20 protein-coding genes and 1 tRNA gene are annotated in these 24,699 nt (G+C 63.3%); 12 read left to right on the top strand and 9 right to left on the bottom strand.

All coding sequences use genetic code 11. The features are described 5' to 3' along the window. Together CKV91_RS06495 and CKV91_RS06490 are read right to left on the bottom strand one after the other, a co-directional pair. The gene (locus tag CKV91_RS06495) at positions 1-918 is read right to left on the bottom strand and encodes an ATP-binding cassette domain-containing protein (protein WP_021103315.1); all 918 of its coding nucleotides are present in this window, start codon (positions 916-918) and stop codon (positions 1-3) included. Then, positions 915-1,517: a TetR/AcrR family transcriptional regulator gene (locus CKV91_RS06490; protein ID WP_036957361.1), complete on the bottom strand. Its 603-nt coding sequence runs from the start codon at positions 1,515-1,517 to the stop codon at positions 915-917. The genes CKV91_RS06495 and CKV91_RS06490 overlap by 4 nt, the downstream gene beginning before the upstream one ends. Positions 1,518-1,824: 307 nt before the next feature. Between CKV91_RS06490 and CKV91_RS06485 the strand changes: the two genes are divergently transcribed. The 5 genes from CKV91_RS06485 to CKV91_RS06465 all read left to right on the top strand — a co-directional run bounded on the left by CKV91_RS06485 (position 1,825) and on the right by CKV91_RS06465 (position 6,007). Beyond that, complete coding sequence (locus tag CKV91_RS06485) at positions 1,825-2,934, top strand: 20S proteasome beta-type subunit (RefSeq protein WP_021105566.1); 1,110 nt, start codon at positions 1,825-1,827, stop codon at positions 2,932-2,934. Next, complete coding sequence (gene prcA, locus CKV91_RS06480) at positions 2,931-3,590, top strand: proteasome subunit alpha (RefSeq protein ID WP_021105565.1); 660 nt, start codon at positions 2,931-2,933, stop codon at positions 3,588-3,590. Before CKV91_RS06485 ends, prcA begins: the two co-directional genes overlap by 4 nt. Before the next feature lie 136 nt (positions 3,591-3,726). Continuing rightward, a complete protein-coding gene (gene cmk, locus CKV91_RS06475; RefSeq protein WP_231933854.1) occupies positions 3,727-4,374 on the top strand; it encodes a (d)CMP kinase in 648 nt (215 codons plus the stop codon). Between the two features lie 34 nt (positions 4,375-4,408). Further along, the gene (gene der / locus CKV91_RS06470) at positions 4,409-5,842 is read left to right on the top strand and encodes a ribosome biogenesis GTPase Der (protein ID WP_081659064.1); all 1,434 of its coding nucleotides are present in this window, start codon (positions 4,409-4,411) and stop codon (positions 5,840-5,842) included. Positions 5,843-5,930: 88 nt separating this feature from the next. Beyond that, positions 5,931-6,007, top strand: a tRNA-Pro gene (locus tag CKV91_RS06465). A 300-nt stretch (positions 6,008-6,307) separates the two neighbouring features. Here CKV91_RS06465 and CKV91_RS06460 read toward each other — a convergent pair. Beyond that, complete coding sequence (locus CKV91_RS06460) at positions 6,308-8,242, bottom strand: OPT family oligopeptide transporter (protein ID WP_331712749.1); 1,935 nt, start codon at positions 8,240-8,242, stop codon at positions 6,308-6,310. A 222-nt stretch (positions 8,243-8,464) separates the two neighbouring features. Between CKV91_RS06460 and CKV91_RS06455 the strand changes: the two genes are divergently transcribed. Next, positions 8,465-9,385, top strand: coding sequence for an HAD family hydrolase (locus tag CKV91_RS06455; RefSeq protein ID WP_021105561.1), 921 nt, complete (start codon positions 8,465-8,467; stop codon positions 9,383-9,385). A gap of 150 nt (positions 9,386-9,535) precedes the next feature. On the opposite strand, the gene CKV91_RS06450 is transcribed toward CKV91_RS06455, so the two are convergent. Further along, the gene (locus tag CKV91_RS06450; RefSeq protein ID WP_411430989.1) at positions 9,536-10,795 is read right to left on the bottom strand and encodes an acetyl-CoA hydrolase/transferase family protein; all 1,260 of its coding nucleotides are present in this window, start codon (positions 10,793-10,795) and stop codon (positions 9,536-9,538) included. Between the two features lie 222 nt (positions 10,796-11,017). Here CKV91_RS06450 and CKV91_RS06445 point away from each other — a divergent pair, with 222 nt between their 5' ends. The 3 genes from CKV91_RS06445 (at position 11,018) to CKV91_RS06435 (ending at position 14,749) form a co-directional block, all read left to right on the top strand. Further along, entirely contained in the window at positions 11,018-11,527 is a 510-nt protein-coding gene (locus CKV91_RS06445) for an Lrp/AsnC family transcriptional regulator (RefSeq protein WP_021103305.1), read from the top strand. 245 nt (positions 11,528-11,772) lie between these two features. After that, positions 11,773-13,479, top strand: a complete 1,707-nt coding sequence (gene lnt, locus CKV91_RS06440) for an apolipoprotein N-acyltransferase (RefSeq protein WP_065860692.1) — start codon at positions 11,773-11,775, stop codon at positions 13,477-13,479. Between the two features lie 466 nt (positions 13,480-13,945). Further along, the gene (locus tag CKV91_RS06435) at positions 13,946-14,749 is read left to right on the top strand and encodes a polyprenol monophosphomannose synthase (RefSeq protein WP_021105558.1); all 804 of its coding nucleotides are present in this window, start codon (positions 13,946-13,948) and stop codon (positions 14,747-14,749) included. Positions 14,750-15,156: 407 nt separating this feature from the next. On the opposite strand, the gene CKV91_RS06430 is transcribed toward CKV91_RS06435, so the two are convergent. Both CKV91_RS06430 and CKV91_RS06425 read right to left on the bottom strand, forming a co-directional pair. After that, complete coding sequence (locus CKV91_RS06430) at positions 15,157-15,489, bottom strand: RNA polymerase-binding protein RbpA (protein ID WP_021103302.1); 333 nt, start codon at positions 15,487-15,489, stop codon at positions 15,157-15,159. Between the two features lie 94 nt (positions 15,490-15,583). Then, on the bottom strand, positions 15,584-16,360 hold the full coding sequence (locus CKV91_RS06425; RefSeq protein ID WP_021103301.1) for a glycerophosphodiester phosphodiesterase: 777 nt from the start codon (positions 16,358-16,360) through the stop codon (positions 15,584-15,586). A 391-nt stretch (positions 16,361-16,751) separates the two neighbouring features. On the opposite strand from CKV91_RS06425, the gene pdxY reads away from it, so the two are divergent. After that, complete coding sequence (pdxY, locus tag CKV91_RS06420) at positions 16,752-17,858, top strand: pyridoxal kinase (protein WP_065860672.1); 1,107 nt, start codon at positions 16,752-16,754, stop codon at positions 17,856-17,858. Between the two features lie 324 nt (positions 17,859-18,182). On the opposite strand, the gene CKV91_RS06415 is transcribed toward pdxY, so the two are convergent. Next, a complete protein-coding gene (locus CKV91_RS06415) occupies positions 18,183-19,721 on the bottom strand; it encodes a helix-turn-helix domain-containing protein (protein WP_021105556.1) in 1,539 nt (512 codons plus the stop codon). 188 nt (positions 19,722-19,909) lie between these two features. On the opposite strand from CKV91_RS06415, the gene lpdA reads away from it, so the two are divergent. After that, positions 19,910-21,313, top strand: a complete 1,404-nt coding sequence (lpdA, locus tag CKV91_RS06410) for a dihydrolipoyl dehydrogenase (RefSeq protein ID WP_021105555.1) — start codon at positions 19,910-19,912, stop codon at positions 21,311-21,313. 401 nt (positions 21,314-21,714) lie between these two features. On the opposite strand, the gene CKV91_RS06405 is transcribed toward lpdA, so the two are convergent. Continuing rightward, positions 21,715-22,452 (bottom strand): hypothetical protein, encoded by a 738-nt coding sequence (locus tag CKV91_RS06405; protein WP_021105554.1) that lies wholly within the window; start codon positions 22,450-22,452, stop codon positions 21,715-21,717. Positions 22,453-22,829: 377 nt separating this feature from the next. Between CKV91_RS06405 and CKV91_RS06400 the strand changes: the two genes are divergently transcribed. After that, complete coding sequence (locus CKV91_RS06400) at positions 22,830-23,288, top strand: cupin domain-containing protein (protein WP_021103296.1); 459 nt, start codon at positions 22,830-22,832, stop codon at positions 23,286-23,288. A gap of 168 nt (positions 23,289-23,456) precedes the next feature. Here CKV91_RS06400 and CKV91_RS06395 read toward each other — a convergent pair whose 3' ends face one another. Next, positions 23,457-24,677 carry an MFS transporter gene (locus tag CKV91_RS06395; RefSeq protein ID WP_036957360.1) on the bottom strand — a complete coding sequence of 407 codons (1,221 nt, stop codon included), beginning with the start codon at positions 24,675-24,677 and terminating at the stop codon, positions 23,457-23,459. Positions 24,678-24,699 lie beyond the last annotated feature (22 nt).

Here is a 24,699-nt window from a genome sequence, read left to right as displayed (position 1 = left end):
TCACTCCTCGTTGTCGTGTGCGGAACTGTCGTCGTCATGGCGAAAGACGTCACCAAGGGTGGACGCACCGTCTGAGTCCTCGCCTGGATCCGGGGCGGAGCCCGAGCTGGATTCCTGTTTCTCCTCACCAGCGGTGTAGGACGCGGGTTCATCGGAACGTGACCTGCTGGGGACGAAACCATCGGGTCCGGGTTGCTGGGCAGCTGCCTCGCGACGTTTGGTGTTGAACCGGGGCAGCTGATCGAGCTTGATCGGTTGGGCCATCGCCATGCGTTTGGATCGCGGAAGACCGAGATCCACGGCCTCGGGAGGCACCGAGTCGTCATCCATCGTCGCAGCGATGATGGTGGCATCCTCATGCCGGGCAAGTTTGAGCAGGATGTCGAACAGTGGACGCTGATGGCGGTGGGGGACCATGGAATCCGCGTCGTCCAGGACGATGACCTTGGCAGGCCGCAGCATGGCCAGGCACACGGAGGCGACAGCCCGTTCCACCGACGAGAGCTGCTCGAGTTCACAGGAGTGGTCGATCGTCATGCCCAAGGTCTCCTCGAACTCACGAACCCGATCCTTGCCCTGCTGGGCGGAAATCGCGTCGATGTAGCACCGCTCCACCACCGACTCGTCGATGGTGAGACGATCCTCGGGCTGCACGTAATCGGCGAGTCGGGCGACGCTGGTGTACTTCATCGCCTCGTAGGGTTTTTCTATCGCGTTGATGCCGTTGATGAACAAGGTGCCCTCGGCCCGCCGGAACCGTGCCGTCAAGGACAGCAACAGGGCAGACTTTCCAGATCCCCGATCGCCATGGACGATACCCAGTTGCCCCGGGTACAGGTCGAGGTCGAGAGGACCGAATATCGTTCCCTGACGTGCCGAGGCCGTCAGTCCAACCGCATGTACGAGCGGTTCAGTCATTGCAGAATTCCCTTGATAGTTCGACAGATGGCATCTGCCACCAGTGACTCGGTGACGATGTCGGGCAGTGCACAGTGCTCCAGGGCCATGGCATTGGCCAGACCAAGGATGGCGATGGACATCGTCTGCATGTCTGCGCCGTCGATTCCCATGGATGGCGAGAAGGTGGCCAGGGCCTCGCAGATGGCGTCAAACCGCTGTACCACCAGGTCCCGGTAGGCCAGGGCGACCTTGGGATCGGAGTTGGAGATCTGACGAAACTCTGCGAGACGTAGCTGCCAAGGAACATCGTCCATCAGTGAGGTCGCGACACGACGGCTGAAGTCACCGACTGGGTCGGAGCTCCCACTGGTACGTACCTGATCGATGGTCTGGGCGATGGACTCCAGTTCGATGCGTGAGTGAGCCATGCACACCTGGCAGAACAGTTCGGGCTTGGAACCGAAACTGGAGTAGATGGCTCCCTTGGTGTAGCCAGCGTCCCGGGCGATGGTGCGCAGATCTGCACCGGAGTAACCGTGCTCCTGAAAGTTCTGCGCCGCTGAGGCGAGGATGGCAGCGCGTACGTCCGGGCGCGCCTGCCCCGTGTCCTGCGTCATGGTCACCGTGTCTTTCCAAGGTCCGATACCAGCGGAATCGGGTCCCCATCGTAGTGATCATCGTGGTCGATCCAAAATGCTCACCGCTGTGCTGAAGGATTCTCATGAAAGTGTCACGCAGTGGACACCTGGACGCATTCCTCCGGACACCTCGGGGCAAGGGCGATCACACTGCGCTGGTTGCACGCCGTGGTCAAGGGTGGGTGAGAAACGAATACGTCACGGCTCTCCGGAAGATCAGCTTCACATCTGGCGTGAGGGCTGCGTCCCGATAGTCTGGACACGTCGTCGACTGGCAAGGAGGAGCATGACCCAGCAACCGCTCACCCAACGCTCCAATGAATACCTCACCCCTGACACGGCATCGTTTGCCGAGCTGTTGAGCAGCATGGCTCCTCAGATGTGGCCGCCAGCGTCCATCGACTCCTCGGCTCCGGAGATGAGACGTCACGGCACCTCCATCGTCGCGGTGAAGTACACCCAGGGTGTCGTCATCGCCGCACATCGGCGCAGCGCCCTGGGACACGTCATCACCCAGCAGGACATCGGCCAGGTGATCAGCTCCACCGCGAGTCACGCCGTGACTGCCATGGCCGGACCCAGCGGTCTCGTCTTCGAGACGATGCGCCTGTTCACCATCGAGGTGGAGCATTTCGAGAAGGTCGATGGCCATCGTCTGTCCCTGGATGGTCAGGCAGCACGACTGTCCAATCTGGTACGCGTCACCAACACCCCCACCTCGGGTGGAATCCTCGTGACGCCGATCCTCGCCGGATGGGACGAGGACCGTCATCGCGCCCGCATCTTCAGCTACGACGTCACCGGTGGACGCATCGAGGAGGCCTCCTTCGCCTGCGCCGGCAAGGGGATGATCTTTGCCAAGAACCATCTGAGCAATGCCAACCTGGCTGCGATGAGCCAGGCCCAAGCGATTCACATGACCCTGCAGGCCGTTCACGCTGCAACTGCCGACGATCCGGTGCCCAGCCTTGCCGATGCCGTCGTCCCCGAGGTGCGCATCATCGACCCCCGTGGGATCACCACCCCGGACACGACCCAGGTACGACGCTGGCTCAAGGACCTGGTGGACGCACACACCATCGGGACCGACACGACCGCCGCCACACCGCGGACACATCCCACTGACGACACCTCCAACCCGACAGACGCCACCTCCGACGCGGCCACGAGCGAGGACCCCGCCGACCTCGAGCACACAACTGACGATGCGTCATCCCTCGCCAGTGGCGAGGATTCTGGTGGCGAACACCAGGAAGGGGCCTCCGGCCAGACGCATAGCCCCCATGAGGACGGTCTGGACCAGAACACGTCGAAGAAGTCACGCACCACGTCTGAGAAGATGCGCGAGTCTGAGGAGCTGCACGGGTCTGAAAAACTGCATGGGGAGGACCGATGAGCACACCGTGGTACATGCCGCCACAGCAGTGGGTGGACGATCGTCATCGCTTTCTGCACGAGGCCCTGGCCCCCCATCTGCCGCTGGTAGTGGCCCAGTGCGCCAGCGGAATCGCCCTCGTGGGCCCGCAAGTGTCCGCGCAACTGCATCGCACCGGGGAGATCCTGGGTGGCATCGGGATGGCTGCCGTGGGCAAGTTCAGCGAGATCGAGATGCTTCGCATCGCTGGGATTCGACAGGCGGACATCTCGGCATATCTGTACTCCCGCACCGATGTGCACGCACAGTCCCTGGCCAGCTGGTACGGCCGGCATCTGGGAGCTGCCTTCGCCGATCCGACGACCAAACCCTACGAAGTGCAGATGGCCTTGGCCGAACTGGGAACGACGAGTCAAGCCGATGCCATCTTCACCATCGACGCCGATGGCACCGTGAGCGAGTCCGTCGGTCCAGTGATCCTTGGTGCAGACCCTGCACGGACCACGCAGATGCAATCAGATCTCGCCGGACAACAGTCACTGGACGAGGTGGTTCGTACGGTGTCAACACATCTTGGGGTCCCAGCGGATCAGATGGAGGTCGCGCTGCTGGAGCGCGGGCGCGACCCCCGGGCATTCCACCGTGTCGATCCAAGCACGGATCTGCGGCAGCCGTGACGAGCCACACCACAGCCCTCACCGGGCCCTGCGAACTCACCCCGAGAAAGGAGATGCGCACATGGCACGTGTCAATGGTGAAATGGTGATTGCAATTGACGGGCCCAGCGGTTCGGGCAAGTCGTCGACCTCACGCATGGTCGCCACCCAGCTGGGTCTTGCTCATCTGGACACTGGTTCCATGTATCGCGCACTGGCCTGCGCCGTGTCCCACGCCGGGATCGATCCCCAGGACGAGCCCGACAAGGTCATCGATCTGGCAGGCAGCGCCGACATCGAGGTGGACACCCGGCCTGGTCACGACACGTTGATCATCGATGAGGTGGACGTCACCGAGGAGATCCGCGACCCGCGTACCAGCGCCCGGGTCTCTGCGGTTGCCACGATCCCACAGGTGCGGGTGTTACTCGTGGAGCGAATGCGCGACATCGTCGAGCAGAACGATCGACGGATCGTCGTCGAGGGACGAGACATCACCACTGTGGTGTGTCCCGATGCGCAGGTGCGGGTGCTGCTCGTGGCCGACCCTGCCGTGCGGATGGCCCGCCGCGCCCGTGAGTTGGGCGAGGGCGTGGACCACAATCAGATACACGACCAGATCGTTCGTCGCGACCGGGACGACGCCACCGTCAGTCAGTTCGAGACGCCGGCCCCGGGGGTCACCCTCATTGATTCCACCTCGTTGGGACTGGACGAGGTGGTTGCCAGGGTGATGGCGCTCGCCGAGCAGGTGGGTCGACGGTCCTCATGGCGTAGCGCTGCCAACCTCACTGAGATCATGTAAATTGAACCAGTTGTTCGTCGACCAGGAGTACGACATGCCCTTCGAAGATGAGTCCATCGCCTCTGTCCAGGCTGCTGATGCCCCTGACGCCTCGATCCCCAAGCCCCTGGAAGCTGATTTGCAGGACGAGGAGGCGCTTCCCAAGCCGGTCGTCGCCGTCGTGGGGCGGCCCAATGTGGGCAAGTCCACACTCGTCAACCGAATTCTGGGGCGCCGCGAGGCCGTCGTGCAGGACACCCCTGGTGTGACCCGTGACCGGGTCTCCTACGACGCCGAATGGGCGGGGCACGATTTCGTCCTCGTCGACACCGGCGGTTGGGCCTCGGACGCCCACGGCCTGGCGGCCCGGATCGCCGAGCAGGCCGAACTCGCCATCTCCACCGCAGATGCCGTCCTGCTCGTCGTCGACGCCACCGTCGGCACCACCGATGAGGACGAGGCCGTGGTGCAGGTGCTGCGCCGTAGCCACAAACCGGTGGTGCTGGCCGCCAACAAGGTTGACGACATGCACACCGAGATCGAGGCGGCCGCCATGTGGAATCTCGGCCTGGGGGAGCCGCATCCGGTCTCGGCGATCCACGGACGAGGCTCCGGCGATCTGCTCGACGCCTTGGTGGGCGTGCTGCCAGAACGCGCTGCAGCCCCGGTCCTGGTCGGTGGTCCACGCCGGGTGGCCATCGTGGGCAAACCCAACGTCGGAAAGTCATCGCTGCTCAATCGGTTGGCCCGTCAGGACCGCTCGGTGGTCTCCGACATGTCCGGCACCACCGTCGACCCGGTGGACGAGGTCGTGGCGGTCGGGGGAGTGCCGTACCGGTTCATCGACACCGCAGGGCTGCGCAGACGCGTCAAGGAGGCCTCCGGTCACGAGTTCTACGCCTCCCTGCGCACCCAGACCGCCATCGAGCGAGCCGAGGTGTGCATCGTCGTCATCGACGCCTCCGAGTCGATCAGTGACCAGGACATGCGCATCCTCAACATGGTCGAGGAAGCCGGGCGTGCCCTGGTCGTCGCCTACAACAAGTGGGACCTCACCGACGAGGAGCGTCGCCGGTACCTGGAACGCGAGATAGAACGGGACGTGCAGGCCTTCGCCTGGGCCCCGCGGATCAACATCTCCGCCCTCAAGGGGAGAGGAGTCGACAAGCTGTCCAGGAACATCAAGACCGCCCTGCACGGGTGGGAGACCCGGGTGTCGACCGGCAAGCTCAATGCCTTCCTCGGACGACTCACCGCGTCCCATCCGCACCCGGTGCGCGGCGGCAAGCAGCCTCGTATTCTCTTCGGCACCCAGGCCCATAACTGTCCACCGACCTTCGCCCTGTTCACCAGTGGTGTCATGGACGACAGCTACGTGCGTTTCATCGAACGCCGGCTGCGTGAGGACTTCGGATTCGAGGGGACGCCGGTTCAGGTGGAGATCAGGCCCAGGGAACGCCGTGGCGGACGCGGCAGGCCGACGAGTTGAGAGCTCACGCTGCTGCCCGACGGAGTCGATTTGTCGTAGCCGATGAAAGTACGCTAATGTTCTTCTTCGGATTCACAACCGAGTCCATCGGGCTGTAGCGCAGTTTGGTAGCGCACTTGACTGGGGGTCAAGGGGTCGCAGGTTCAAATCCTGTCAGCCCGACCAGAGGCTGTTGAGCACGCAATGACGCGGTTTGATGGTCCGGGCCATGACATGTGGCCGAAGCAAAGATCCCAAGCCGTTGCTCACGGATCACCAATGCAAGCCAAGGCCGCAGGCAGTCGTCATCGAGATGCCTGTCAACACGGTCCATGCGGCGCGGGGAACCCCATCGTCCAGACTCCGCAGAACCTTTTGGTGGGGGTGAGCCTGACGCTGATCTTCCATGTCTGGGAAAGCAGTTGCCTGGCACCGTACGGCACCAGGCAACTGATAATCGATCAACCGATCACATGCATGTGACAGTCACTGCGAGGTACTGGCATTCTCCCGCGCGACAGCCATCTTCTTGACGCGGCTGTAGGCCCCCCACGTCATGAGGGCGATGACGATGAGGCCGACGTACTCGGCGTAGTTGCCGTAGGAGGAGTCGCCGACGACGTCGAGCACGGAACCATTTCCGGTGGCGACGACGACACCGGCGTAGATGACGCCCATGATGGCCTCACCCACGATGAGGCCGGTCGCCAGCAGCACACCGGTACGTTTCTTGCCCTCGACGTCACCCCCGGCCCGCTGGGCCCACTTGTCGTAGCCCACACCGAGCAGGGCACCGATGGGGATGGCCACCGACGTCATGATCGGCAGGTACATGCCCATGCCCACGGCCAGCGGCGAGAGGTGCATGCGATCGGTGAAGTGCCCGAGCAGCTCGTCGACGATGATGGCACCGATACCGATGAGCACGCCCAGCCCGATGAGGTTCCACTCAAGATTGCCACCGAACACACCCTGGGCCAGCGACGACATGAGTCCAGCCTGGGGAGCCGCCAGGGCAGTCTTGGGATCGGCTCCGGGAGCTCCCTGGAAGCCGAAGGCCTGGTGCATGAGGCTGAGCACCGGCGGAATGATGGCCGAGCCGAAGATCACGCCGATGATGAGCGCCACCTGCTGCTTCCAGGGGGTGGCGCCGACCAGCTGGCCCGTCTTGAGGTCCTGCAGGTTGTCGTTGGAGATCGTCGCCATGCCGAAGATGATCGCCGCGGTGAACAGGGTGTACGCCACCAGCACCTTGGACTCCTCCACACCGGTGGCATGGTGGGTGGCACGAATGATGAGGGCAGTGAGGATGACCACGAGAATGCCGACACCCGAGACGGGGGAGTTCGAGGCGCCGATGAGACCAGCCATGTAGCCACAGATCGAGGCAACGAGCAGACCCACCAGCAGGATGAAGACGATCGTCACGAGAATGAGGCCGGAGATCCCGCCATGTACGGCAGTGTCGCGCAGGAAGTCCCACAGCAACAGGCCGATCGGGATGAGCGAAGCGATGACGGCGAGCAGCACGACGCTCATCGGAAGATCACGCTCGGTGAGGTCAACGGTCTGACCAGCACGCTGCTTGCGGTGCGAGACGAGGGCTTCCTTGATACCGCGAATGATCGGACCGAGAATCTTGAGCAGGGTCCACACTGCTGCGATCGCCATCGTTCCAGCACCGACGAACCTCACCTGGTGGGCGAAGACACCGTCGATCATGTCGATGGGCTTGCCGTACATCTGCCAGGGAAGCACGAACCCGTAGGAGATGACGACGCCGACGAGCATGGCAATACCCACCGTCAGGCCGACGAGGTGCCCCACGCCCATGAGGGCCATGGACAGTCCGGCACCGATGTAGGTGCTGGTGTTTCCCACCCTGAAGTTCTTGCGAATCTCACCCTTGACGACGCCGAGGTACGTCCCGACGAGGTACAGGGCCGAGGCGATGGATCCCATGATGATGACCCGGATGCCGACCTTGTTGGCCTGGGCGCCCTCGGTGGTGTCACCGACCTTGAGTACCTCGGCCGCTGCCACACCTTCGGGGTACGGCAGGTCGGAACCTGTGACCAACGCCCGACGCAGTGGAATCGAGTACATGACGCCGAGGATTCCGCCGATCGCACAGATGGCCAGGGTCGTCCAGTAGGGGAAGTGATTCCACCATCCGACCATGATGAGGCCGGGCAGGACGAAGACGATTGCCGACAAGGTACCGGCAGCAGATGCCACCGTCTGTACGATGTTGTTCTCCTGAATCGAATGATTCTTGAACATGTGCAGCACGGCCATGGAGATGACGGCCGCAGGAATCGATGTGGCAAAGGTAAGACCAACCTTGAGCCCCATGTACGTGTTCGCTGCTGTGAACAGAAGGGTGATCAACCCGCCGAGGAGCACTCCTCGCACCGTCAACTCACGTGTACCCATCTGCTCAGTCACTGGAAGTGACATGAGTTCTCCCTTCAACCGGATCGCAGATGATCCAGGTTCTTTCCAGAACAGCCGCTGGGTATGAAGCAGCCGCTGAGTCAAGGGGACTCTACTACGTCTTGATACCAGCTACACAGCGGGCCCAGTGCCACACCGCCACACACGACCAGACTCAATGGTGCTTTTGTCAGGCACAATGGGGCCGTGACGCACGCCATCGACCACCCGTTCCGTGACCCAGCCGCCCATGACAACCCTCATCGGCCAGACGACCTGCGTCGGCTGAGACCGGAGGCCAACCCCCTGGCCTCGAGGATCCGACTCGTCGTCACGGACATGGATGGAACCCTGCTGCGTCCCGACCATCACCTGCCCGAAGGGCTGGAGCCCGTCCTGCAGACGATGGCCCACCGTGACATCATCTTCGCTCCTGCCTCCGGACGGCAATGTGCCGCCCTGGCAGCACAGTTCCCGACAGTGCCGGGCCACAGCCTCATCATTGCCGAGAACGGCACGAACGTCGTCATGGACGACGAGCTGATCTATTCCACACCGCTGGATCCCCGGGTGGTACGACGCACGATCATCCGGGTACGTGAGCTGAGGGCAGCGGGAATCGACTGTGCGGCAGTGGTGTGCCACCCCGAGTGTGGCTATGTGGAACGCGACGACGAGCCGTTCCTGCGTGAGGTGACTCCCTACTACCTGTCACACGAGATCACGACGGACCTCGTCAATGCCCACCATGGGGCCGTGTGTGAGGGGGCGGTGAAGGTGGCGATCCACTGTTTCGACGATGCGGAAACCGTTCTGGCACCGCGGGTGGCAGACTTCGCCGAGCTGTGCCAGGTGACGGTCTCTGGCCAGCACTGGATCGACATGTCCAATGTCGGCACCAACAAGGGTTCTGCCCTCTCGCAGGTGCAGGGTCGTCTGGGGATCAGCCGTGACGAGACGGTCGTCTTCGGTGACTACCTCAACGATCTCGCCATGATGGACTGTGCGACGATGTCGTTCGCCATGGCCAACGCCCACCCCCAGGTCATCGACAAGGCGGCGTACCTTGCCCCACCCAACACCGAGGACGGCGTGGTGCAGGTGTTGAGTGCCCTGCTCGGCCTGTGAGGAGTCTGCCTCGACCGGTGAGAGGTCGGCTCGATCGGTGAGAGATCCGTGCCATCGCACCTGCCGATCCTCTCCTGCCAAAGCAGCTGGGCAAACAGGGGTCCCTGATTTGGACTGAGGCCCTTGATTTGGAGCAGCACCCGACCATCGCTACAACCCGTAACGGGCCGCGGCCTGTCTCAGCTGGGGGCGCGCCTGGGGGTGGGCGGCATTCTCAATGAGTTGACGAGCCTGTTCCCGCTCAGAATTCCCGAACAGCTCGGCCACCCCCTGCTCGGTGACGACGGCGGTGGGTTGCACGCTGGTGACCGGTGCATCGAGCTTGCCGACGATCGTCGACACGCCGGCCTTGAGATGCCAACTTCGCATCGCAACGAGAGCCTGACCGCCGGGGGAGTGCAGCGCCCCGACGAGGAAATCGGTGGCACCACCCGTACCGGAGAAGATCCGCGTACCGATCCGTGAGGCATTCACCTGCCCGAACAGATCCACCTGCATGGCGGTGTTGACACTCGTCATGGCCGGCTGCCGGGCGATGGTTCCGGGGTCGTTGGTCCGCTCGCACCGCAACAACTGCAACCGGGATTGACGCCCGGCCCATTCATACAACTCGTCACCACCGATCAGGAAGGTTCCCACGATCGGGCGATTCGGGTCGAGCACACCGGCATCGTCCACCTCGCGCACCCCGTCGCCGATGAGCTCGGTCCACACGCCCAGATGGCGTCGCGTGGTGACTGAGAGTAGCCCGGGGTGCGAGTCGACCTGGGGTTGTTGCAGGCAGGAGAGCACGGCGTCGGGAATGGCACCGATTCCCGCTTGAATCGTCGCCCCCTCGCCCATGCGTGCGGCAATCGTGTCCCCAATCGTCATGGAGGCATCATCGAGGCTCGCCTTGTCGACGGTGACGAGCGGCGCGTCGATCTCGATGCCGTAGTCGATCTCGTCGGTGGACATGACGCCGTCGCCAGCGACGAACGGCATGCGCGGATTCATGACTGCCACGACGATTCCGCCGTGGGCACGTGTTGCCTCCACGGCAGCCGGCATGATCTGCACCTCGATGCCCATGGAGACCTGGCCGTTCCTGGGAGTGGTGGTGTGCAGGACGACAAGATCAGGTGTGCGGGTGGTCCTGAGCAAGTCCGGTGTGTTGCTCAGCCGACCGGGAAGGAACTCGACGTGTTCGGCATGACGCTGTCCCGGACCGACGAAGATGGTCTCGTGGGTGACCTCGGCGCGGGTGGGCACGCCAACCGGGGCGTTGACGCAGAACAACGTCCAGCGATCCAGCTGTTCGTCAATGAGGTGGAGAGCCTCGCACGGGGTGGCTGCAGAACCCGGCGTCACCACTCGAGGATTGTCTCCCAGGGCATGCAGCACTTTGCGGAAAGCCGTCGTGGTCAGCACCTTCATGGCTTAACCGTAGTGGCAGGTTCGCACTCCTCGCAGCTGGTCACCCCTGTTCCCTGCGCCACGTGATCAGTTCCCTGCGCCACACGATCAGTTCCCTGCGCCACACGATCAGCCCCCTGCACCACGCAATGGGGAGGAAACGTTGTTCCCGACGGATCGGGTGCCGCGGCACACCTTGTTATGGTTGGCCTACCCCGCATGGACAGGATTCTTCTCATGACGACACGACCGGACGGCGACACCTCCGACGAGCTGGATGCCACCGACCGCCACATTCTGGCCCTGCTGGAGTCCGACGGGCGCATGTCATGGACAGACCTGGGCAAGCAGACCGGCATGTCCACCTCCGCAGCGCAGCAGCGGGTGCGTCGTCTGGAGGCCAAGGGGGTCATCAAGGGGTACAAGGCCGTCATCGATCTGGAGTCCATCGGGGCTGGGATTACGGCCTTCATCCACCTCATGCCGGTGGAACCCCAGGACGATGTCGCCATCCCCGGTGAGCTTCTCACCATTCCCGAGGTACGCGGTTGCCATTCCATCGCTGGACGCGCGTCCTATCTCATTCGGGTGCAGACGCGCACTCCCACTGAGCTCGACCACCTGCTCACCCGCATTCGTACCCTGTGCAACTGCAGCACGGAGACGATCGTCGTGCTCGACACCATCTTCGACGACCTCAACATGGTGGGCGAGCGGAAGATCCCGGCAGACGGACTGGTGCGGTGAACGTCCCGCCGGACCCTGCGGCGGACCCACCTGTGCCGAGATCGACCGACTCCTGCTCTGCGGAAACGATTCCTTCGCAGCAGGGCCTCGCTCCTGTGCATCCTCACTGCACGGAAGGCATGGACGAGCAGGGCGCCGGGGCCCCGATCCACCGACCACGACAGCAGCGACACTGGCGGAACGCTCACCCCACGACCACGGAGCGGATCCGTCCGCTGCCGCGATGGTTCACCCGAGACGATCACATGGCCCGGCTCTGCCGTGGCCTGCTCGCCATGGTGACCGGAGTGGCCACGGGGCTGGGACAGATCCCAGGCGGTCAGTGGCTGACGGTTCCGGGGGTTGCCGCACTCACCGTGCTCGTCTGCTGGCATCCAACCAGACGTGCACCACTGCTGGGATACCTGTTCGGACTGGGGTTGTACGCCTCGACGGTTTCGTGGGCCTCGGTGCTGGGATGGCCGGTGGCCGTGCTGCTCATCGCCGTCCTGGGGATGTTCCCGGCCCTCACCGCGTGGACGATCCGTCTGGTGCGTGACCTGCCAGGTGCCCCGGTGTGGGCTGCGTGCATGTGGAGTGCCACCGAGGTGCTGCTCGCCCGCTGGCCGGTCGGTGGGTTCGGATGGGTGCGTCTGGCCTGGTCGGCGATGGACACCCCGGCTGCCGGAATGCTGCGGTGGATTGGAGCGGTGGGAGTGAGCCTCATGGTGGCGCTGGCGGGCCAGCTGCTTGCCTTCACCGTCCTGTACCGAAGAAGGGCACACCAGCTCGTGGACGCAACGATACTGATCCTGGTGCTGGGACTCATGTGTGCCGTGGGCACGTGGACGAGCAATCACCCCAGGACAGGTCGTGCAGCGACCGGAGCAGCGCCCGCGGCAAGCAGCATCCCGTCCGAGACGAGAAGATCCGGCTCAGCCGCTCCACCCCAGTTGGCGGGCCACACTCCACCTGCGAAGGGACGCTCCGGTACCACCGTCGCGCCCACCCGATCGGTACGGGTGGGGATCATCCAAGGTGGTGTGGACGGTACCGCTGGCTCACATGCAACCGGCTATGCCAGCTCGGTGACAGCCAACCACCTCTCCGAAACCATCGCTCAGGTGGCCGACGATCGTGCGCATGGGCGTCCAACCACAGATTTCCTGTTGTGGCCGGAGAACTCCACCGACATCGACCCGGTCCAGAATCCCGAGGTGGGGCGGGTCATCACCCTGGCATCCACGATCGCCCATCAGCCAATCCTCGTGGGGGCCGTCACCCATGGCCCCCACGAGGGCGAACGTCAGACCACTGGCATGTGGTGGCCCGCCCATGCCCACGCACCGACGTCCGTCTACCACAAGCGCAATCTGGTGCCCTTCGGCGAGTGGATCCCGTGGCGCAGCACCCTGCTTCCCCTGATCCCGGTGCTCAAACAGGTGGGCCGTCAGTCGGTACCGGGAACCGCCCCCGGCGTCATCGATGCCCGCATCACCGGGAAACACGTCGTCGTGGGAGACGTGATCTGTTTCGAGCTGGCGTACGACCCGACGGTCCATGACACGGTACGCAACGGAGCCCAGCTCATAGCCGTGCAGTCCAACAACGCGACCTACACCGCGACTCGGCAGCCCCATCAGCAGTGGCGCATGACGCGGGCGCGAGCCATCGAGCTGGGACGCCCGATCGTCGTGTCGACCACCTCGTCATTGTCCGGGCTCATCACGTCGACCGGTGAGGTGGTGACGCAAACCACGGAGGGCACCCACACCCATCGTTCGGTGAGCGTGCCGTTGACCGAAGGCATGTCCTGGGGCGTGGTGCTGACACCGTGGATCACCTGGATCAGCGTCGGTCTCGCTGTGGCAAATGTGTTCCTGGCACTTGTGTCTGCATTCCTGCGTGGTAGGCGATGCCGTCCGAAACACAAATACCACACACCCATCCGAAGCCAGCAGTCCACGAGCTGATGAATCCAGTTCCCTGCACCCAGGGCTCTGCCTCGGGATGGTCCGTCGAACGTGGGCGCGACAATCCAGCTCCCTAAACCCAGGGCTCAGCCTCCAATGGCAAAAAGAAAAGCGAGCAGGACCCAGCTGCTGACACCTAGAGCTCAGCCCTCCGCAAGGTGTTCAGCACTGTGGGTGTCATGCCCAGCTCCCCACGCCAAGGCCCCACCCCCAAGTCCAATCCCCGCACACTCGCTGTGGCACATGTGTTCCTGACCGTCATGTCTGCCTCCTTGCGTGGCAACCGACGCAGTCCCGAACGGAATTACCACGCATCTGCTCAAAACCACCGCAGTGACGAAGACTGAGCGGTCCCGATGAACACCCAGTGTCACAGGTGCGAACTGAACCTTCCCTCGAACATGCCCGCCCTACCGCGTAGCCGCTAAGCTGAGGGGTATTTCAACGGTCCAGAGATGGGAGTGTCATGGCCGGCGAACCGATGGGTGCAGATCTGGGAGAGGTCCTGGTGATCATCCCCACCTACAACGAGGCAGAAAACATTGAGACCGTCACATCGCGACTGCGGACCGCCAATCCGCAGGTGCACGTGCTCATTGCCGACGACAATTCCCCCGACGGCACCGGTGAGATCGCCGATCGGCTCGCCGGCGCAGACGAACACGTCCACGTCATGCACCGCAAGGGTAAGGAAGGGCTGGGGGCCGCCTACCTGGCTGGATTCGACTGGGGGCTCTCGCACGACTACGGCGTGCTCGTGGAGATGGACGCCGATCTGTCTCACCAGCCCGAACAACTGCCAGCCCTGCTTTCCGCTCTGCAGCATGCCGACATGGTCAAGGGATCGCGCTACGTGTCCGGCGGGTCAGTCGTCAACTGGCCCAAGAGCCGCGAGTTCATCTCTCGTGGGGGAGGAGCATGGACTCGGCTCATGCTGGGCATCGACGTCAAGGACCCCACCGGCGGATTCAATGCCTTTCGCGCCTCGACGCTGAAGACGATCAACCTGGCGACGGTCGACTCGGCCGGTTACTGTTTCCAGCTCGACATGACCTGGCGCGTCCTCAAGGCCGGAGGGGTCGTCGTCGAGGTGCCGATCACCTTCGTCGAACGCGAACGTGGGGCGTCCAAGATGAGCAAGGACATCGTCGTCGAGGCCATGGCCCAGACCACCAGATGGGGTGTGGAGCACCGAGCCAAGCAGGTGCGTCACATGGCAGACGAGCTCGCAGGCAAGGCAAGTGGGGCCATCAAGCAGTTCAGACGCTGACAACCGATTCCGTGATGCCAGCACCCCCAAACGGTACCGAGCGGCCGGTGTCCGCATGGCATGTCGCCTCGCCACCTCGGATCTCACCGGTTAATGGTGTGCGCCCCCGATACCAGTGGGAAATCCGTTCGGTAGTTCGGTGCCCTCGCAACTGGGGCGGGGAGCGCCGAGACGGGTCACCACGTCCAAGGGCAAATAGCATGCCGCTGATGACCGACCCGCTGTGATGTACCGTGCGCCACACGCCTTTTGACAACACGTGCAGCGCTGCAGGGACCAACCATCTGATCCATAAGCCATGCAGGGCCAATGGATCAGCAGTCACTGTATGGGCCCAAAAGCCAAGGGACCCTCGCGTCAACTGCGTGATGCGCGTGGCCCCTTCCGCTATCACTCGTGGCGCGAGATCAGTCGTTCTTGCGAATTTCCTCGAGCCGTTCGCTGAGCAGCTCCTCCAGCTCAGGAATACTGCGACGCTCGGTGAGCATGTCCCAATGGGTGCGTTGTGGTTTCTGGGCCTTGCGCTCGGGGTCGGTCCCATCGCTGCGGGTGGCCTCTGCTCCGCAACGTGGGCACTCCCACAGGCTTGGTAGTTCGGCTTCCATGGCAAAGGTGATCTCGAAATGGTGGCCATTGGCGCAGTCGAAACCGACCTCCTTCCGCTCAGCCATCTCGACGCCCTCTTCGTCCTCAAAGCTCTTGGAACCCAGTCCCATGCCTCGCAGAGCCCGATCAGCCACGACATGCTCCTCTCGCTGACGATGTCGGTGATTGGCACCGTACCTTCACCATCATGGCAGAGAACCACCCGTCATGGCAGGCGACCCCTCACACTCAGACCACATGACGCCTACGCATGACGTTGAGCAGGACGTCGGGACGATCAGTGATGATGCCGTCCACGCCCATCTCGATGAGCTGTTCCATCTGGCCGGGATCGTTGATCGTCCACACCTGCACCAGCTTGCCAGCCCGGTGCGCGGCCCGAATGAACGACGGTGTGACGAGGTCGATCTCACAAGGTCCTGCCTTGACACGCCACGGCATCTGGTAGACGACCCCGAGTGGCGCGTGTGTCGTGGGTCGATGGGTGAGGCACGAGGACATCACCCCGACCGGCCCCACGGCCGTCGCCACCGGGTGATTCACCAGACGCCGGAATGCAGCGAGCCTTCGCGGATTGAACGAACCCACGCACACCCGATCCCAGGCCTGATGACGAGCGAGGGTTGCCACGAGCGGCTCGACGGTGCCCGGAGCCTTCATGTCGATGTTGAAGCAGGCGTCTGGAAAGGTGTCGAGCACCTCATCGAGAGTGGGGATGGGTTCACCGTCAATGGTGGCCTCGCGCAGCTCAACCAAGGTGAGCATGGCGACGACGCCGTGGTCGTCGTCGGTGACCCGAGCGAGAACCGGATCGTGCATGGTGACGAGATGGCCATCCCTGGTCACCTGGATGTCGGTCTCCAGATGAGTGATTCCACGATTCATTGCATGGGAGAACGCAGCAATGGTGTTCTCCTTGCCAAGGTTCTCCGGCAACTGGGCGCCACCACGATGTGCCATGGCGATGAATCCAGAGCCGAAGAAGTCGAAGTCGCGTGCATGCATGGCTCGATTCTTCCACCGGCAGGTCATCCGCATGTGAGGCTGCGCCGCTTTTTGACCCGCGAATTTGCATCGCTGTCTCTTTTCGACCGTGTATCGAGATTCCCGAGCCATGGACACCACTCCATCACCGTCGCGTGGAAATCGTGGTGCAGATGCCCCCCACCTGCCATCTGGCGTGGCAGGACGGACGACTCCGAGCACGAATACCACACCACCAAAACCACCCATCCCGACCGAGGCACCCCACCACATCGACCTGCCTGCACCACAACGTGGGGTGAAGATCCATCGAGCTCCGCTCGCCGCCGTGGAAATCATGGTTCTCGTGCCCTCACCTGCCACGTGAGGTGGCAATCAGGTCATTGTGGAACACACGTGCCATGATCGTGGCATGGCATCCATCCCCCCATCCACCATCACCACACCCACAGTTCTTTCGGCCCAGAGCCAGGTGTGTGGCGGGCATGTCGGCAACGGCGCAGCCGTGTTCCCGCTGCAGCGCAATGGAGTCGAGGTCATCTCGCTTCCCACGGCAGTGCTCAGCAACCACAACGGGTACCCGAACGTGGGATCGATTCCGGTGAACGCCCAGGATCTTCGTGCCGTACTGCGATCATTGGGGCACAACGGTTTCCTCGGACGGTGTGACGCCGTCCTGTCGGGATACCTCACCGAGACGAGCGGGCCAGTCGTCGTCGATGCCGTCCAGCAGATCCGCGCCAGGGGAGGGGCAGGACACTACCTGTGCGACCCGGTCATGGGTGACGACGGCCGCTGTTACGTCAGCGACGGTGTGGTGCAGATGATGCACGAGCTCGTCGTCCCGGCTGCGGACATCATCACACCGAACCTTTTCGAGCTCGCGATGCTCACGGATCATCCGGGACTCGCGACCTGCCCGGGGCCCACGAGTCGTCCAGGGGACACGGCCACAACCAGTACCCGGGGAGACGGCAACTCAATGCCCACATGTGCCGAAGTGATTGCCGCCGCGCGATCACTCATGGGGTCAGCACTCATGGGGTCAGCGAGAGACGATGCCGAACACCACGCCGGAACATGGCACGTGATGTCCCACACGACGGGTCAGAATCCTTTCCGACCCCGTGCATCTGGAGCCACGGTTGCCGGACCGCGTGCGGTGGTCGTCACCTCAGTACGAACCACGGATCTTCCCGAGGATCAGACCCATGTGATGACGGTGACACCCAACTCAGCCTGGGTGTGCAGCACCCCCACACTGTCCAGGCATTTCAGTGGCTCCGGTGACCTCTTCGCAGCCCTTCTGCTGGCAGGGCTGCTGCACGGCCAGCAGAAGAACAGTGATGCACGGTTGAGCGAGGCCGTGGCCCGAGCCACCCAGCAGACTTGGCTCGTCCTGTCGGCAACCGCGTCGGACGCCCCAGAGAGCGAGGAGCCGGGCGAGCTGGCGCTCGTCGCCCATCAGGACCTGCTCACCGTTCAGGAGGGCGCTGCGACACATCGTCTCGCCCAGTGACGACCCCCTGTTTGCAGACGAACCAGCAGTACCCCGCGCGAGGAGACAATGTTCCGCAAGCCAGTAGGTACCCCATGAAACGGTGTGCCATGACATGGCAGGGCAAGGACATGAAGGAGCGGGAGGCAAGGAAACCAGCTGGCAACCCGAATCGGCAAGGAAGGACAAGGAGCAGGGCAGGGAGACCAGCAGGCAACCCCTTATCGCGAATCTGATCGGAGCAATGGATTCCCGGCCGCTGCCCCGAAACCCGTAATACGCAAACAGGCACCCGCCTTCGCAGCAACCACTCAGCGAATCACCAAACCCGTGCAGAGCTGGGCGTCACTCGGTGAAGACGCTGATCGACGCCCCCAGAGCATTGAGCCGAGTGGGCAGGTCCTCATAGCCGCGATTGATCATGTAGACGTCCCGCAGAGTTGTCTCCCCAGTGGCGGCTAGGGCGGCCAGCAGCAGACAGACAGCGGGACGCAGGGCAGGCGGGCAGATGAGTTCACGGCCACGCCAGTGAGTGGGACCGTGAACGATGAGCCGATGGGGGTCGAGCAGCTGTACGGATGCACCGAGCTTTCCCAGGTCGACCAGGTGGATGGCTCGGTTCTCGTACACCCAGTCGTGGATGAGGGTCTGCCCCTGAGCCTGCGCGGCAATCACTGCGAAGAACGGCAGGTTGTCAATGTTGAGGCCGGGGAACGGCATGGGGTGGATCTTGTCGGCCACTGCAATCAGGTGGCTGGGGAACACGGTGATGTCGACCAGCCGGGTGAAGTCGTTGTTGGAGGGATATTCCGAGGAGAGCTCATACTTCAGCCCCATCTCCTTGAGAATGGCCAGCTCAATCTCGAGGAATTCAATGGGGCAGCGTTCGATGGTGAGTTCGGAGTCGGTGACGATGGCAGCCGTCATGAGGCTCATCGCCTCGATCGGGTCCTCGGAGGGCCAGTACTCCACGTCGGCGTTGATGTCACTCACACCATGTACCTTGAGGGTGGTCGTACCGATGCCTTCGATCCGCACACCGAGCTTGGTGAGGAAGACGCACAGGTCCTGCACCATGTAGTTGGGGCTGGCGTTGCGCAGCACGGTGAGGCTGGGTGTCTGAGCGGCGGCCAACAAGGCGTTCTCGGTGACGGTGTCGCCGCGCTCGGTGAGGACGATGTGACGTTCCCGGTCGCCGCTCTTGTCGCCGTCCTCACTGACCTGGCAGTTGTAGAATCCTTCAGTGGCCACGACCTCCAGTCCGAAGGCTCGCAACACCTGCAGGTGGGGTTCGACGGTACGAGCCCCGAGGTTGCAACCCCCGGCGTAGGGCAGCTTGAACTCCTTGTAGACGCGTTGCAGGGGGCCCAGGAACATGATGACGCTTCGGGTGCGTCGTGCCGCGTCGATGTCCATCTGGTCCAAGCACAGCTCGTCAGGGCGTGTCAGGGTGAGATCGACGCCGTCGTCGGACCACTCGGTCTGCATGCCGATGGAGCGCAGCACCTCGAGGATGCGGTTGACCTCCTCGATGTGGGCGATGCCGTGCAGCACGGTACGTCCGCGGTTGATGAGGCTGGCACACAGCAGGGCGACAGCGGCATTCTTCGACGACCGCACCTCGATCGAACCGGAGAGCTGGTGACCCCCCTCGATGAGGTAGTTCATCGTGCCGGTGCCCGGCGTCGTCAACAGTGGCGATTCCAGAGCCTGGGCAATCCGGTTGATGTAGTCTAGGGAGAGATTCTGATTGCCGGCCTCGATGCGATGGATGGCGCTCTGGGAGGTGTTGAGCAGTTCTGCCAGCTGGTGCTGGGTGAGACCACGCTGCTTGCGGGCATCACGGATGAGGCGTCCAACGGATGCAGGGCTGACGTTGTCCACGGGAGATTCCTTTCGACGGATCGCGGGGACTCTCAGTAACCCCTCCACGATATATCACATGCGAGATGAACCAAGGTGACGCGCGGTACAAATGCGTCACCGCACAGCACAAACCAGCTCACAGCAGAACTGCACACAAGTGATACGAGTGACACATGAGTGGCCGATCTCACACTAAAGTTGTTCCCATGAGCTCACACTTTGACGTCGTCGTCCTCGGAGCCGGCCCTGGTGGCTATGTCGCCGCCATCCGCGCCGCACAGCTTGGCAAGAAGACCGCAATCATCGAGAAGGAGTACTGGGGCGGCGTGTGCCTCAACGTCGGGTGCATCCCCACCAAGTCGCTCCTGCGCAACGCCGAACTCGCCAACATCGTCACCAAGCAGGCCAGCACCTTCGGCATCTCAGGTGATGTCACCGTTGACTTCGGCAAGGCCTACTCCCGCTCCCGTGACGTGTCCGGCCGCATGGTGAATGGCATCCACTACCTCATGAAGAAGAACAAGGTCACCGAGTACCACGGCTGGGGCGAGTTCACTGGGCCCAGGGGGATCGTCGTCAAGGACGACGGGGGAGCGGTGAGTGAGGAACTCACCTTCGACAGCTGCATCATCGCCTCCGGCTCGTCGGTGAAGACGCTGCCGGGCACCCAGCTGTCCGAACGGGTCGTCACCTATCGCGAGCAGATCCTCTCCGACGAGGTCCCCGAGTCGATCATCATTGCCGGCTCCGGTGCCATCGGCACAGAGTTCGCCTACGTTCTGGCCAACTACGGAGCCAAGGTGACGATCGTGGAATACCTGGATCGCATGGTCCCCAACGAGGATCCCGAGGTCTCCAAGGAGCTCACCCGCGCCTACAAGAGGATGGGTGTGAAGGTCATGGCGTCCACCAAGGTGGACGCCATTGACGACTCCGGTGACAAGGTCAAGGTCACCGTCTCCCCGGCCAAGAGCGGCGATGCGCAGGTGCTGGAGGCCGACCGCGTCCTGCAGGCCGTCGGATTCGCCCCACGCACCGAGGGATTCGGGCTGGAGACCACCGGGGTCAAGCTCACCGAGCGCGGCGCCATCGCCGTGGACGACTTCATGCGCACCAATGTCGACGGCATCTATGCCATCGGTGACTGCACGGCAAAGCTCATGCTGGCCCACACTGCCGAGGCCCAGGGTGTCGTCGCCGCCGAGACCATCGCGGGTGCCGAGACCATGCCGATCAACTACGACATGATCCCGCGCGTCACCTACTGCCAGCCACAGATCGCGTCGTTCGGATACACCGAGCAGCAGGCCAGGGACAAGGGCTACGACGTCAAGGTCAACAAGTTCCCGTTCTCCGCCAACGGCAAGGCCTGGGGAGTGGGGGACGGATCGGGATTCGTCAAGGTCGTTGCCGACGCCCGCCACAACGAGCTGCTGGGCGCCACGATCATCGGTCACGACGTCTCCGACCTCATCCCGGTACTCACTCTGGCACAGATGTGGGACATCACCACCGAGGAGGTGGGACGCAACATCTTCCCGCACCCGTCGATGTCCGAGGCCATCAAGGACGCTGTCGAGGGCATTGCCGGTGAGATGATCAACATCTGATCCCCGGCCCCCCAAGCGACAATCGCCGGGGCAACAATCCCCGGGGACGACAATTGCGGCAATCCCGGAGCGGCAATCGTGGACGGCACACGCAGCCACCACGTGCCACGGTCTGCCTTGCGGTCCGGGCCTATACCAAGAGGTCTCGGAACCAACCGATCGTGATGGGTTGGACGAAATCGAGGGCCTACCCATACCAAGGGGTCTCGGACGTGCCGACAGACCCTCGTTCCCGCACTGGTCAGCGGTGCTCACCACTCGTCAGATGCGGTTCCCGCGAGCAGGGCCAGGGGGAGTGTCTTCCGGCGCCTGCCGTACGTTCCCGGGTCAAGGCCTGTCATGTGAGTTGTCCGCTCTGGCAACCTGGCCAACCCGAGGGCCTCATCCGGCTCGGCACCAGCTCAGACGGATTCGCGTTGCACCGCAGATCGTGCGGTGTCGGCAGGTAGGGGAACCAGGAACTCCTTCGGGTGACGTACTCGCCATGCCTGCACGATGAGCAGCATGAAGGGGGCACCGAGGTTGGTCTCGATGAGGGAGTCGATGACGAGTGGACGCCAGGACAACGGCCGGATGCCCGACATCATCAGCACGGCCTCCCAGGTGAGTTGGATGCCGACGCCGATGGCCAGTGCCGAGCGAATCGAATGACGCTCGTCCGGGTGGCGCAGGTTGTGCAACGCGAGCCATCCGTATCCCACGAGCACGAGAACGACCATGGCACCGTGATAACCGCTGACATGACGTGCAATCTGCACGCTGTGGGAGGAATCACCAAGTCCTTGGCTGACCAGAGCGCTGGTGAGCCAGCCGGTGGGGAAGAGGATCGACCACTCCCAACGGTTCTCCGGCTCGTCGAACCAGAGCCACATCCACGCCATGTTCGTGATGCCGTAGCTGAACGACAACCAGAACTCCAGCGGCAGGACCCCCATTCCGACCACGCTGCGGGTTCCAAGCATCCGGTAGAAAAACCCGTAGTCGACGATGAAGTAGAGCAGGCCACCGAGCAGCCCAACGACGAGAGCCGCACGTCGGCGTGTCCGCGCCAGTATGCAGAGGAAGGCCAGCAACAGTATGACGTCGATCCAGATGTAGAGAACGTTGAAGGATCGCGCGACCAGATAGTCACTCACCACGTGACCACAGGCCCTTGAAAGTCAAAATGCACCCCAACAATGTATCCCGATCGTCATCGAAACCGGTACTGCGGCATGGCCGGGATGCGTCCGGTCGCACGCTTCGACGCGCTCGATCCACATCTGCGTGCGTCGGTGCCGGGGCGATAGGAGTCACACGTCAAACCCACGTTGGCGCAGGTTCTGCCCCGAAACGCCCTGTCCTGGCCAGAAATGCCCTGTCCTGACCCGAAATACCCAGTCGCTCATAGAATGGGACAAGCCGTGGTCGTCATCGTCACCACGTCATGACGACCACGACCGACGGTCATCGGTTGGTTTGACCAGAGGCCGCCAGCGAGACCACACAGACCACCAACACAGGGGAGGAGCACATCATGGAGATTGTGGACAACGGACCCGAGCCCAACGTCTTCGATCTGGAGACTGCCACCGAGGAGAACACCAATTACCGCACGACGGCGTGGACCGGCAAGTACCTGCAGGTGACGCTCATGTCGATCCCGGTGGGGGAGTCCATCGGTTGGGAGGTGCACCCCGAGACCGATCAGTTCCTGCGTCTGGACGGCGGCACGGGCAAGTGCATTCTGGGCCCCAACGAGAACCAGGATGAGGCCACCGTCGTGCAGGACGTCAGCGACGGCTGGGCCGTGCAGGTGCCGGCCGGTACGTGGCACGACATCGTCAACACCGGCGACGAGCCGATGCAGGTCTATGCGGTGTACGCGCCGAGCCACCACGCCAAGGGCATCGTCCACGAGACCGCTGCCGACGCCGAGGCGGACGAGAAGTCCGGCAAGGACACCCCGCCGGAGTGGACCATCCAGCCCAAGTGAGTCATCTGGAGCCACCCCTGTGTCCCGGAAGGTAGCGGACAACAGGTGTGGAACCCGCAAGGCGGTGTCGTGCTGCAGCACGACACCGCCTTGCATCGCTCATACCAGGTAAGCGCTCCAGGACTCATCCGCAATCGCCGGTGGGACGCATGCCCCGGTGATCTGGAGTCATGGTTGACGATGCTCCGGCAATGGAGATGTTCTCCGCAGCCACATGGAGATCACGAATCCGACGGCGACCAACGCCCCGGTGAACTCGACGACCCGTGACCACCCTCCGGCCGACCATGCGATCCCGGCGATGAATCCGGCAACCGACGAGCCCAGGTAGTACATGAAGGTGTAGAGGGCCGATGCCTGACCGGCCCCCGGACCGCTTGCAGCTGCGCGCGTCACCACCCACCCGGTCGCGACACCGTGGCACCCGAAGAATCCCATCGTGAACAGGGCCAGTCCCACGATGACGAGGGCCAAGGGTCGGGCAAGGCTGATCAACAGCCCGGCGAGCATGAGGACGAGCGTCAACGGAACCACGGCACGGTGACCGTACCGGTCAGCGAATCGACCGGCTCGAGACGAGGACACCGAGCCCAGCAGATAGATGAGGAAGACCAGCCCGGCCGCCCCGGCCGACAGTTGGTACGGTGCGGCCGCGAGTCGGAAGCCCATGGCGTTGTAGACCGCGACGAAGGCACCCATCGACAGGAACGGAAGCACGTAGAGCGCCAGGAGCACCCGATCCGAGAGCACCCGCCGGGTCATGGTCCACAGCACTCGGTGATCCAACGGGACGGCGACGAAATGCCGCGAGGGCGGCAGGGTGGCACGCACGAAGATCGCACACACCAACCCGAGCACGCCGATGCCGGCAACGGCCAGACGCCATCCGCCGACGTCGGCCAGCGCTCCGGCCACCAGACGTCCACTCATCCCGCCCAGGGCGGTGCCACCGATGTACTGTCCGGTGGCTCGTGCCATGGCGCTGGGAGCGACTTCCTCACGCAGATACGCGACGGCCACCGCCGGGAGCCCGGCCACGGCGAACCCCAACAGACCACGCAAAGCCAACAGCGAACCCCATGTCGGTGCTGCGGCGCACGCGACGACCATCACCGAGGCCCCGAACAACGAGATCATCATGACCTTGGTGCGCCCGATGACCTCACTCATCGGGCCGACGAAGAGCAGCGCGATTCCCAGGGTGAGGGTCGTCACGCTCACCGACAGCGCAGCTGACCCGGCAGTGACACCGAAATGCGTACTGAGCAGGGGGAGCAGTGGTTGAGTCGTGTAGAGCTCGGCGAACGTCGCCAGACCGGCAGCGAACAGGGCCCACGTCACACGTCTGTATCCACGAGTACCTGGCTGGAACCGTTCGTCACTGCTCATGACGGGTCACGTTAGTACCCGC

The sequence above is a fragment of the Cutibacterium granulosum genome, assembly GCF_900186975.1.
Classification (GTDB): domain Bacteria; phylum Actinomycetota; class Actinomycetes; order Propionibacteriales; family Propionibacteriaceae; genus Cutibacterium; species Cutibacterium granulosum.
Note: the sequence above shows the minus strand (reverse complement) of the source record. Positions and strands in the feature narration are given on the sequence as shown.